At 36.6% G+C, this 12,524-nt stretch carries 10 protein-coding genes and 1 pseudogene; 5 read left to right on the top strand and 6 right to left on the bottom strand.

From position 1 onward, the window contains the following. Positions 1-2 precede the first annotated feature (2 nt). Positions 3-974, top strand: coding sequence for a DUF4179 domain-containing protein (locus tag MKX66_RS13420; protein ID WP_088035060.1), 972 nt, complete (start codon positions 3-5; stop codon positions 972-974). A gap of 45 nt (positions 975-1,019) precedes the next feature. Here MKX66_RS13420 and MKX66_RS13415 read toward each other — a convergent pair whose 3' ends face one another. Continuing rightward, positions 1,020-1,853, bottom strand: a complete 834-nt coding sequence (locus MKX66_RS13415; protein WP_341087649.1) for a hypothetical protein — start codon at positions 1,851-1,853, stop codon at positions 1,020-1,022. Between the two features lie 200 nt (positions 1,854-2,053). Here MKX66_RS13415 and MKX66_RS13410 point away from each other — a divergent pair, with 200 nt between their 5' ends. Together MKX66_RS13410 and MKX66_RS13405 are read left to right on the top strand one after the other, a co-directional pair. Continuing rightward, positions 2,054-2,836, top strand: a complete 783-nt coding sequence (locus MKX66_RS13410; RefSeq protein WP_002086912.1) for a zinc ribbon domain-containing protein — start codon at positions 2,054-2,056, stop codon at positions 2,834-2,836. A 19-nt stretch (positions 2,837-2,855) separates the two neighbouring features. Next, a complete protein-coding gene (locus tag MKX66_RS13405) occupies positions 2,856-4,091 on the top strand; it encodes a TcaA 3rd/4th domain-containing protein (RefSeq protein ID WP_341086368.1) in 1,236 nt (411 codons plus the stop codon). 43 nt (positions 4,092-4,134) lie between these two features. On the opposite strand, the gene MKX66_RS13400 is transcribed toward MKX66_RS13405, so the two are convergent. Beyond that, positions 4,135-4,557, bottom strand: a complete 423-nt coding sequence (locus MKX66_RS13400) for a hypothetical protein (RefSeq protein ID WP_341087648.1) — start codon at positions 4,555-4,557, stop codon at positions 4,135-4,137. A gap of 199 nt (positions 4,558-4,756) precedes the next feature. Between MKX66_RS13400 and MKX66_RS13395 the strand changes: the two genes are divergently transcribed. Both MKX66_RS13395 and MKX66_RS13390 read left to right on the top strand, forming a co-directional pair. Beyond that, positions 4,757-6,091: a CoA-disulfide reductase gene (locus tag MKX66_RS13395; protein WP_341086366.1), complete on the top strand. Its 1,335-nt coding sequence runs from the start codon at positions 4,757-4,759 to the stop codon at positions 6,089-6,091. A 158-nt stretch (positions 6,092-6,249) separates the two neighbouring features. Further along, positions 6,250-6,660, top strand: coding sequence for a DUF3908 family protein (locus MKX66_RS13390; RefSeq protein ID WP_060751881.1), 411 nt, complete (start codon positions 6,250-6,252; stop codon positions 6,658-6,660). 32 nt (positions 6,661-6,692) lie between these two features. Here MKX66_RS13390 and MKX66_RS13385 read toward each other — a convergent pair. The 4 genes and pseudogenes from MKX66_RS13385 to MKX66_RS13370 form a co-directional block, all read right to left on the bottom strand. After that, positions 6,693-6,896: pseudogene (locus tag MKX66_RS13385) on the bottom strand (SAM-dependent methyltransferase); the annotation flags it as partial. Positions 6,897-6,970: 74 nt separating this feature from the next. Beyond that, positions 6,971-8,533 carry a SagB family peptide dehydrogenase gene (locus MKX66_RS13380; protein ID WP_341086365.1) on the bottom strand — a complete coding sequence of 521 codons (1,563 nt, stop codon included), beginning with the start codon at positions 8,531-8,533 and terminating at the stop codon, positions 6,971-6,973. Positions 8,534-8,555: 22 nt separating this feature from the next. Beyond that, positions 8,556-10,505 (bottom strand): TOMM precursor leader peptide-binding protein, encoded by a 1,950-nt coding sequence (locus tag MKX66_RS13375; protein WP_215590940.1) that lies wholly within the window; start codon positions 10,503-10,505, stop codon positions 8,556-8,558. After that, entirely contained in the window at positions 10,502-12,421 is a 1,920-nt protein-coding gene (locus MKX66_RS13370; protein ID WP_341086362.1) for a putative thiazole-containing bacteriocin maturation protein, read from the bottom strand. Before MKX66_RS13370 ends, MKX66_RS13375 begins: the two co-directional genes overlap by 4 nt. Positions 12,422-12,524: the final 103 nt, after the last annotated feature.

Here is a 12,524-nt window from a genome sequence, read left to right as displayed (position 1 = left end):
GCATGTCTATTTATAAAGAGTTAAATGATATTCAGCTAGATATCACAGAGTTTGAGGAGACTCCCTTAACCAAAATAGAGGAAAAGCAGTGGGAAAAACGTGTGAAAAATAAGCTACGCAAAAATAAAAAAACAAAAAAATGGTTCGGGGTCGCAGCAGCTTGCATGTTAATTGTCAGTATTACAGTGCCACTTGGACAAACATCTTTAGCAAATATGCCATTTATTGCGGGATTGATTGAAAAATATATTGATAAACAGCAACCACTTGACTATTCTCCCTATAAAACGGCTATTGGGAAAACTGCTGAAAATAAATACGGTAAACTGACGTTAAATGAGGTATTAGTGGATGACAATAAATTATTCATCAGTTCAACATTTGAGCCAGCGAAGGGTGTGAAATTTGATTATCAAACATATTTAATTCCACAGGTACGAATAAATGGGCGTGACTTTTCTAATACAAAGGATGCACAATCAATTGAAGTAAATGATTCTATGTTTACAATTTACGGTGGTATCGAGTTAAGTGAAATGCCACAAACTGATGAACTTCAAATCGAAATTACTTATGATACATTCAACAGGGATACTGTAATTGAGCAACCATGGATATTTGCTATTGAAGTATCACAAGCTCAGTTGATGAAAGAGAAGCGGACGTTTGATTTAAATGAAACAATTGCTTTATACGATGGCAATAAAGTAACTGTTAACAAAGTAGTTTCTACGCCGATTTCCACAACGATTTATTATGATGTGCCACAAAGTACAAATGAAGATATTTATTTTAAAATCGAATCAGAATCTGGGGAAGCACATACATTTAAAGAGGTGGTTATATCGAATGAAGATGGCGGTATTTCTTTTAGTAGATTTGATGGAATAAATGTAGCGGTGGGAAAATATTCACTTGTACCGTATTCGGGGAAAGAAAACAAAAAAATTGGACCACCTATTCCGATTCAATAACTTATTAAAGCTGATAAATAATTATTTAAGGAGAGAAGAGGACGTTCACAATGAACGCCCTCTTCTCATTTTATAAAACCCAAAACTAACAAGTGTAGAAATACAAGAGAAAAGAAGCGCTACACTAGAAAACGCGATGAGATACATATTATATTTCATCATTTTACCGATTAGTTGGTTACTATCGTACTGAAACAGTCCCGCTATTATATTGAATAAAAATAATAAGATAAACATGACGATGACACCGTCTATTGATCCTTTAATGTCTGGTTTACTTAAAGCGATATGTGCGGAAATACAAATAGCGATAAATAAAAATAACCAAAAAGAAGGGGTCAATAAATTGTTCATTGTAAACAAGCTTTTTAATAAAAAGAATGTTGATAAAAACATGTTTTGGATCATGTCTAAGTTAATAGAAGTCGATGCAACAGTTTTTTCCAGATTCGTATTAAATAAATAATATGACTCTGGTACGAAATAGCGCATTAAAAGTATTAAGGCAGTAATACCAGAAATAATAGGACCGATGCCGATAAAGAAATTACCGATTCGTTGATATATACTTTTTTGATTGTATTGATGTTGTACGTAACCTAAAGCTCCCTGACTTGTATCTGTTGGGAAAAACTGCGTTGCTACAATTTTATGACGAAATAATAGACACATAATTGCATGTCCAAGCTCATGAACGGGAACACCAATCCACGCGGTTAAAAGAAAACCTTTCCTACCAAAAGCTCTCGACCAATACGTTCGTGTGAGAGATTCTAAATAACCTAATATAAATCCAATTACAATGATGACACCAATTAAAGAAAATAATTGGATCACACTTGTAAGGAGTGTTTGAAAAATCGAGTTTACAAATTCCACTGTCTTCATCCAATCTGTTTAAAGTTTCACTTTATTTGCTCTGTTTCATAATAACATTATTTTTCTATATTACTAGCACACATAGTTTCGTTTAAAAGAAGGATTTCATATTCTTTTTCTTGTAGTCATGTTTTATGTACAAAGTCATATATTGAATTTGTAACACCCTATAAGGTATATGCTTAAGGAGGGATGAGAGAATGAAATGTCCGGCATGTAATACTGAAAATGCAGCGGAAGCAAGATTTTGCGGGAATTGTGGACATTCGTTAACGGAAGAAGTGGTAGCGAGTGGTGGGCAGGAAGAAGGGCAGCTATCGCGCCCGGCACGAGTAAAGGAAACTCGTCCGAATGAAACGGTAGAGCAAGTGAAACAATTTGCAAGTGGCTATTTTCAGTTCTTTAAAAATGCTTTTAAATCACCATCGGCCATTATGGAAAGTGGAAATATTGAAGTGCGAAATGGAATTGTAAGTCTTGTGCTTATTTGCTTTTTAGGAGCATGTATTTTTTATAGAATGATGAGCGCAGCGGCGACTGTTACGAGGACATTAGTGCCAGATATAGCTACTCCTACTTTCTTTGGAGAATCTGTAATGGTCTTTTTCTTTTTATTAATTTTAACTTTATTTGTCGGATTTATTATTTTTGTAAGTGGTAAGATGATGAAATCATCTTTTTCTTTTCTTGAAGCATTCGGTATATGGGGGACGATAGCGACGCCAGCTATTGCTATACTAGTTCTTTCTTTTCTATTTAGTTTCCTATTGATCTTTTTTTTACCAATCTTATTAGGGCTGGCTACAACGTATATGGGAATTAGTATAATTGTAGCTATATTAAAACTAGACAACGGCGGAGTAGATCCTGTTTACACACTTATTATCGCAAATGTTTTAATCGGAATTGCAACGTTTATCGTGTTTTGGTCTTACATTAAAACGATAATCCAAACCTTTATCGGGGGATTAACAGGCTTCTAACGAAAAGGTGGTTGAATGGATGAATGTATGTACAAAATGCGGAGCTCAGTATGAAGATGGAGTGCAATTTTGCCAAAACTGCGGGATGAAGAGGGAAAGTCTTGTAGTAAAGAAGAAAATGAGCGGCGGTACAAAAGTTGGCATTACACTCTTAACATTACTTGTTATAGTAATTGTTGGATTGTATTTGTATGGATCATCGTATTATAAGCAGACGGCACAAGTAGACCAAATGATTACTATTTTACAAGAGAGGGACGGGGAGAAATTAGCTGAGATCATCAAGGCAGATGATCCAGCCGTTATTGTAACGAGAGAGAGTTTAACGCCTCTATTTTCATATATAAAAGAAAATCCATCATACGTGAATGAATTGAAAGAATATTTGAGGCAAGGTGAAAAACAAGGGGATGGAATAGAAAGAGCAGATTTTTCTTTAACGAAAGATGGGAAACATTTCTTTTTATTTGATCGGTATAAATTGAAAGCGAAGACGTATTATACGACTCTGCTTACAAATGAAAAAGGTACATCTTTAAAATTGAACGGAAAAGAAATTGATAAGACAAATGACAAAAAGTTTGAGAAGCAATATGGACCGTTTCTTCCTGGAACTCAAGTATTTCAATCTGAATATAAAAATGACTATGTAAAACTATCACGTGAGGAAAAGGTTGTACTTATGAAACAAAGTCAAAATAATGTAACGGTAGATTTAACGTTGCAAGGGAAATATATTACAGTTCAAACGAATGCGTCTGGTGCAACATTGTACGTGAATCAAAAGCCAGTTACTGCGTTGACCGGAGAAGAAATTACGTGGGGACCGATAGCGACTGATGGAAGTGCGGCGATTTATTTAGAACGAAATGGAGAAAACGGAAGGGAAACGACAAAGGTAGAAACGGTAACGGCACTTTCGGCTTATAATCTTCCATTTCAAAAGAAAAGTGTAGAAAAAACAGTTGTTTACAATGTTACTCCACCGCCTACGACTCATTATGTATATAATGGTTTCATCTTCCCTGATAGTGATATTCGAAAATTAACGAGTACGGACTTAACATATTTATCGAAAGAACAATTGAAAATAGCAAGAAACGAAATATACGCAAGACATGGACATATGTTTCAAACGAAAGATATGCAAGCGTATTTTTCAAAACAGTCTTGGTATAGAGAAAATCCGTATTTTACAGGAAAGCTAACAGATATTGAAACTTATAATGTTGAATTGATCAAATCAAGAGAATAAACACGTGAAAAAGGTACAGTGCATAGCTGTACCTTTTCTATGGTTATTTAGCTGGACCAGGATCCCTTGAGAAAAAGATATGAAAGAGGAATGTGACTTTGCTTGCTCCTCCTGATGTACTTGCTTGCACATCAGATAATGCACTAGATGTTAAAACACCTTCAGAACGAGGGGGTACGACTATTTTGAGAGTATCATCTTTATCTGATGATGCGGTAACTGTTATTGTATCATCAGATAAGTTCAAAATTTTAACAGTACCGATTGGTAAGATGGACTTGCCAGCGTGTGATGCTGAAGCGAAGCGAGAGCCTTTCCAAATCGTTTGTGCGAAAGTCTCATCATTAGATAACCAAGCACGAGCGCTGTATAATGTTACGTTAATAGAAAATTCTTGATCAAGTGGCATGGCGGCTTTCGGTTCTTGCGGTTCCTCTGGAGTTTGAGCGAGAAGGCCGGCGCACATGTATGTTTCACCTACTTTCAATAGTTACTGTTATAGCATATTAAACATCTTGTTTATAAGACACGACGGATACCTATTCATGCATAGGTTTGTGCACCAAATTTGTAGATAGAATTCTATTTCTTTACAATGGAAGTAGGTGTTATTTCTATAAAATATGGAAATCGTAAAGAGTATGTAAAAAAGAAGGAGTGGTAAAGTGAACTATGTCATTATTGGCGGAGATGCAGCAGGTATGAGTGCAGCAATGCAAATTGTTAGAAACGATGAAACTGCAAATGTTGTAACGTTAGAAAAAGGTGAAATCTATTCATACGCTCAGTGCGGATTACCGTATGTGATTAGTGGTGTTATTGCTTCTACTGAAAAGTTAATTGCACGCGATGTAAAGACGTTTCGTGATAAATATGGAATTGATGCGAAAGTACGTCATGAAGTAACGAAAGTAGATATGGAAAAGAAAATGGTGTATGCAGAGCATACGGAGACGAAAGATGTTTTTGAATTTCCGTATGACCGTTTATTAATTGCGACTGGAGTGCGTCCTGTTATGCCAGAATGGGAAGGGCGAGATTTGCAAGGCATTCATCTTTTAAAAACAATTCCGGATGCTGAGCGCATATTAAAAACGCTAGAAACGAATAAAGTTGAGGATGTAACTATTATTGGCGGCGGTGCAATTGGACTAGAGATGGCAGAAACATTCGTCGAACTTGGTAAGAAAGTAAGAATGATTGAGCGAAATGATCATATCGGTACGATTTATGATGCAGATATGGCTGAATATATACATAAAGAAGCAGATAAACACAATATTGAAATTTTAACGAATGAAAATGTGAAAGCATTTAAAGGAAAAGAAAGAGTGGAACAAATTGAAACAGATAAAGGTACGTATAAAACAGATCTCGTTTTAGTATCTGTCGGTGTACAGCCAAATACTGATTTTCTTGAAGGGACAAATATACGTAAAACTCATAAAGGTGCAATTGAAGTAAATGCTTATATGCAAACAAATGTGAAAGACGTATACGCTGCTGGTGATTGTGCAACACATTACCATGTTATAAAGGAAATGCATGATCATATCCCGCTTGGAACGACTGCGAATAAACAAGGGCGACTTGCCGGACTCAATATGGTTGATAAACGAAGGGCATTTAAAGGTACGTTAGGTACGGGCATTATTAAATTTATGGATCTGACGCTCGCAAGAACAGGCTTAAATGAAAAAGAAGCGAAAGGGCTAAACATCCCGTATAAGACGGTCAAAGTAGATTCAACAAATATGGCGGGCTATTACCCGAGTGCTTCGCCACTTCACTTGAAATTACTATATCACGCCGATACGAAACAATTGTTAGGCGGACAAGTAATTGGAGAAGAGGGTGTAGATAAACGTATTGATGTTATCGCAATGGCACTTTTCAATAAAATGAGTATTCACGATTTAGAAGATGTCGACTTAAGTTACGCACCACCATATAACAGCGTTTGGGATCCAATTCAACAAGCAGCAAGGAGAGCGGAATAGCACTTTTTTAAGTGCTATTTTTTTGTTAAAGGGGAATAAATAAAGTTTCACTTTATTTTGAATATACCGTTCACCCTTGAAAACATAGTACGTATCGCTTATATTGTCATATAGTATTTATTTTTTAATAAAGCAATGAACGAACCAGGGGGCACAGTATGGCAATTAACATGAATACAATCGAAGAATGGATTGCTGAGTCAAATGCAAGAAACGAAGAAGACTTAGGAAACGTTGTTGAAGAGATGAAAGAAGTATGTGTCGGACTTGATAACGCGACATTAATTTATACGAAAAACGTATTTTGTTTCGGTAAGAAAGTAGAAGTATTGTTCTTCTTCCAAGATCACGTCGTTATCGGAGAAGAGAAGGAAGAGTATATTGAGATTGAAAAATTAAAGTATGATGACATTACAAATAGCAACTTAAAAACAAATGACAAAAATACAACGTTAGAACTAAAGTTTTCTAACGGGAAAGCTATTAATTTAGATAGTCTAAATGATAACTACGGTACGAAAAACTGGTTATTTGCAAGACAAATTAAGAGTATTTTTAAAGTAATCTAGTAAAAAAGGCAGACCTTGAAAGGTCTGCTTTTTTACTTATTTCCTATTAAACAAAGGCACCCTCTTTCTTCATAACATTTCACGCTTGTAAATCCCGTCTCATAAAAAAGGTTTACTAATTCTTCGGTCGTCTTAAATTTATCCATATGATATTGGATTGTGAAAGTTTCAGCGACTAGTAAAAAGGATCCATTCGGTTTTAAGACGCAAAATACTTCTTTTATATCATTTTTTATATAAGAATATGTATTTATTTCGCTTTTAATAATTTAACTCCTTTAAAAAAAGCACGCCATTAATCGGCGTGCTTCTAATTATGCAAGGACCCTTTTAGCCAATTTCGTGCTCGATACGCCCCAACCGGAATTTGAATGAGTGAAATTTCATTTCCGGCATCAATCTCGTACAATTGATCGCATGAATTTGTATCAAAACTTAGTAACGGATGCCCGCCCATCCCCATAGCGGTCGCAGCTAAAACGAGTTTATGAACGAGCATGCCAGCTTCCATTTGATGAATTCGATATCCTCTATAACCTAATTTATTTTTATAGTAATCTTTATTTCCGATTACATGTAGACAAAGTGGTACTTGAAAAAGGTTTACGTTATCCATCGTCATACTAGATTGCAGAGAATAACGAAGGTCTCCGTACCGAAGTGGCTGTATGGAATGTGTTCTACTGTTATAAGCGTAAGCGCCGTTTTCTATGTCTTTTACGTTATAAAAACATCCATATAGTGAGACTCGTGCGTTTTCATTTACATACTTGCCATCAAGGTCGTTGTAATAAGGGAAGGAGAGGCTCGCTTCTTGTAGTAAAGTAGCGAGCTCGGCTGCATCCCATTTCGTTAAAATGAAGTCAGAATCAGGTGAATATCGTTTTTTACAAAGTTGTAAAAAATCATATGATAAACGTTCCACTTTAGGTAGCTGCATAGCGTGTGCACTATATTGTTGTCGTTCTTCACAGGTAAATGTTTGGAAGTGTTCTGTTGATTCAATCATAGAAGCCGCGTTTATTTTTTTTATCATCGGATATTCATCTACATATTTTGAGCGAACGAAATGCTCATGTGTTAACGGCGGGATTTGCTGCAACAAGTCATGAGAAGTAACGGTTTTATTTTTACGATGATCATCATGAAACCAATCTGTATTCGGTTCTGTACTTAAAGGAATAACAGCATACACACTTTCTTCACCTTCTGACAGTCCAAGTAAATGATTCATTGCCCGATCTAGAAACTGAAAATATACACCATTTGTATAACCAAATTGTTTTGCGCATTCAAGTAATTGACCGATTAGAACACCGCTATCTAATCCTTGAAGACGATACGAAAAGTTATTGTATTTAAAGAAGTTTTTCCAAAACATAGTGGATACAAATGCAGCACCAAAACAAGAATGTATGTTACAACGATTGCCGAGTGCTTCTGTAAGATAAGAATCGAAATTTCCTTCGCGAAGTAAGATAAGACGGTGATGCGCGGCGTCGTAATGGTAAATGCCGTCTGGATAATGATCAATTTTTAAATACATATATAATTCATTCGGATATAAAGCACCCCCAGAAGGGATGAATCTTCGAAATAGAGTCGTTGTTTTATTATTTTCTAGGTTAGTAGTAGGCTGACATAATTGTGTTAAACCAAATGAGTACCAAAGATAATGACCGATTTCCTCTAAGTTAGGTTTAGTAAAAGAATTCCGCAAAGTTAATGGGATTTCTAAAGAGAGAGGGATTACTGGTAAATTTCGATATAATTTATAAGGAAGTGGTGCGTCTTCCCAGTCAATCTCTTTATCGGACGACATAATTTCATTAATAGAAAAATGGAGATGATGTAAAAAAGTATCAGGTTGCATCAAATTTCCCCCTCACTATGAATTATGGAAACGGATGCGGATGTGGATTTAAACTTTCATTCGTTAAAGGCTCAGCCCAATATCCAAGTGTCATCGGTACGGTATACACTCTATCCAGTCCTGTAACCCGAGTGAGATGGTGACCGAACGTCATCGGTAACATGCCTGGAATAATTACTTTTACACAATGTAAGCCGTTCTTTTCTATAAGGGGGACCGTTTGATCTACAACAATTACTTCAAGTCCAGATTGATGTAACCTGTTTAAAAGTTGATGAAGATCAGATGTTAAATCCATATCAAATGATTGTAATGCATTCATTTCTTGGAACGTTTGCACTGGAGCATCATCACGTAAAAGGAAGTGAAGACGTTCTTCCGCTTCTTTCAATCCGTACAGCATACTATGATCTTCCATTTGCGAAACAAGATATGGATCTTGTAAACAGTGTTCATATTTCTCTCTTTTTTGTTCAAGCTCTTCATCTGTTATAAGTAACATGCCTGCTATTTCGTGAATTGCATTTTTTACAGCTCGAATTGGTTCCATATGTGCGCCGCCAGCACAGACGAGATTCATACCATCTTGCCTTGTATTTTTCGCAATGACCCATATGCTCGGAATACCATGTTCCATCGTCGCGTTGAAAACGTATAATTCATATCCAGTAATTGTGCGTAAGCGTTCCAACATTAGTTGCAATTCAGTATCATTGGCTGAACTAAGATCGAGACGGGGAAGAGGTAATTCGGCATACCAAGTGAGCAAAAAGGCGTCACGCTCTACAATTTCTAAAATGCCGTGAAAAATTGCTTCTTCTAAACTACCACCAATTGCACATCCATTTGATGTTTCATACACGAAAGCATCTCTATGACCAAGGCTATAATAAGCGATTGATTCTGGAACTAGAAGTGGTCGGTTTTGTAATAAAGAATATCCCCATACCCAGTTTTGCTCATAATCAGGATCAAACGGCTTAAATGGAAAACTATCACGATTGTAATGTTCATTTGTATGCACACCAAGTGTGAGGGGATTCAGTGCAATATCTTCTAGCTCACGAAAACTGCCATGTACATTTGTTTTTTTTCCACGAGGCGACATACCGCAATAGCGTTCTAAACCTTCTAAAATAGCGGTTGCTTCACTAAGTGAAAATGAATGAGTCCGGCCCGCGACACCTTCATTTCCAAACAGTAACGGCATGTTTATAATGACATCAGCAAACGGTAATAGAGAATGTTGCATTTTACCGTTTAAAATACCAGTCCGGTAATCTAAATAGTCTCTCGTTAAAAATGTGTTTAGCTCATGAATGGAACGACAGCGATACGTTTCAGTACTCGTTTTCAAACTTGGTTGTAAAGAAATTTGCGCTGCATCTGCTGTATCGTCAGGCAAATTGCTGCATACCGGACAGAGAGGGTCTGGAAGAAACGAATTCCGGGTACATTGTAACGTTTGTAAGTCCAGTAAAATGAGTTCGCTTTCTAAAGAAGAATATCCATGAGCTAATATTTTCTCTGTTTCAGCATGAATGAGCTGGCACATTTGTAACATTCCATTTTGGGTGGCGCGTACATCACGCCTCGTCACGTTCTCTGCTTTTAATGCATATTTTCGTTGTAGTTCCCACATTTCTTTTTGATCAAAGCCAGCTATAAACCGGCGTCCATCAGCGCAGTGGGAACATCCAGTTGTAAGAGGCTTCACGTAAGGACCGATAATACCTTCACCAAACGAAGTAAACGCGCGAAGCCACGGAATATTATTTGAGCGAAAGATAAGCTCAGCATCACGATGTACGGAAGAAGGAGACCCGTCATGTAAAACGAGAGCAAGATGAATGTTTTCAGGGAGAGCTTCTGTAATTGTATGCTGGCGGATGAGTGAATATTGCTTACACAATTGTTCATGTACATAGTCTGTGAGTAGGCCATCTCCTATAAGTAGTATGTTTTGAGTCATTGGTCATCCTCCTTTGCAATTAATACCCCATATACACCGTCTAAGTTGTCTCTTATAAATGACTCAATAGCTAAATCAAAAACGAATGGATACAAGTTGTTTTCCGTTAAATTTTGCAAAGCAACTTGTAAAGACTGTACGCCTGGAATTTCTTCCTCTTCTTGTATTGCTACTCTAACAGGATCCGTACTATATAAAACAATGGATGATTCCGGTAACATATTAGCTTTATAAGGAATCTCTTCATTTTGAATATGAAGGAGTGCTTGTTGCAGAGCATTTCTTAATGCGAGTGTTATATTAATATTTGCCGCACCATACCATCTATCATTAATACCGATCCAAACGACAGGAAAACCAAGTAACTCCTCACTCATTCCTACTTTAGGTATTTCATGAATTGTAGAGAGAGCATCGTAGTAAAACCTACAATGTTTATCATGAATTTCGGTTAAATAAAGCTCTGTAATCTCTTCTAGCATATGTGATTGGCGTTCATATAACTTATTATTTAAATGTTTTTGGAGTGCTCGGTATACACCTTCTGTCATCGTTTCCCCAGCACCAATACCGATATCAGTATGTTCGGGGATAAGACGATGAATCATTTCAGCTACATATGTTTCAACTCCTGTTAAACCAGCTTCGCGGCGTGCTTCATTATGAGTTAATCCACCGCAAGTTATAGTAGGAAGGGGAGAGGTAGGTCCGTCTGATAATGGATTTGCAACTTGAATATTGCACTGTGATAAAGGCAATTGGTGTAAATCTTGTTCATCCCACATGTGGAATATACCAGCTTCTTTAGAAGTTAACGTATCAAAAAAACGAAAAAGTTCAGTTGAAGTATATTGTCCGGAACGTTGGGCAAGGTTTTCTTGAAGATTTTGCACCGTATCAATTGTAAAGATTTCATCGGTTGCGAGAAGATGTTTTATGAAAGGGTGCCACTTTCCTTCAAGTGTTTCCAAGTTTAATAAAAAGAATTGAGGATTATGCTGCCTATGTGAGCCTTCAGCGACATGTTTAAATAACTCAAAAACGATAACATTTGCTAACATTGCAGATGCAATTGGTGAGAAAAGTTCAGGTGGATTTTCACTTTGTAAAGTAGTTTCGTGTAGACGATGCCAAGCTGATTCCCAGCATTCTTCACGGTCTGCGGTTACGACGGGTCCAGCTAAACCAATTCTTGATAAGCAAATAGCTGGTATGAAATTTTTCTTAAACTCTCTACAAATAGTATGGATTGCTCTTAAACTTTCAATATCTCCATTTTGGGAAACGTATAAAATCCAGTCGAAAGGCTCGAATACTTCATGTAAAGGGCGATCAATTGTAATATCTATTTCTTGAATAAGTACATTGTCATCATTTGCATATGCACGTTCGCTTAGTTCGTGAATTCGATCGTAGTTTGTTTCAGCACGATCTGTAACAAGATAATGGAATGTAGGTAAACCAGATTCTAATAAAGAAGAAACTAGGGAAGTAAGCATATCGCCAGAACCAATTATAAGCACATTTGCTGCGCGGTACGTTTCGAATTTTAAAGCGCCTGAATGGGAATCAGCTTCTAAAAACTCAATTTGCGAAGCGTATCTGTCGAGTAATGCACTGTTTAATTCGTGGGGAGCATCTTGGCTTACATCACGAATGAAACCATTTTCATATAAAATCTCTCCAATTTCAAATACACGATTTTGATAGGGGAGAGGGAGACCATCGGTTATTTCTGTCAAAGAATGATTACCGTTAAACATAGGCATTAATTTCTCAATCCAGTCATAAATTCCATCACCATCCATACGGAATGAACTGGAGTTATTTCGAAAGTAAACACCCCCGTTTGAATCGGGGAGGAAGAAAGTATCCTTATTTGCTTTAAGTTTTGCATGAACTGGAAGGTTATTCATGTTTATCCCCCTTACGTTTTAGGCATACATTATTAGTCTATGTATTGTGATTTGTCCCGTATGAACATAATAAAAAAAGGCTGTAGAATGATTCATTCTACAG

Origin of the sequence: Bacillus sp. FSL R9-9530, assembly GCF_038008145.1 — a bacterium.
Classification (GTDB): domain Bacteria; phylum Bacillota; class Bacilli; order Bacillales; family Bacillaceae_G; genus Bacillus_A; species Bacillus_A mycoides.
Note: the sequence above shows the minus strand (reverse complement) of the source record. Positions and strands in the feature narration are given on the sequence as shown.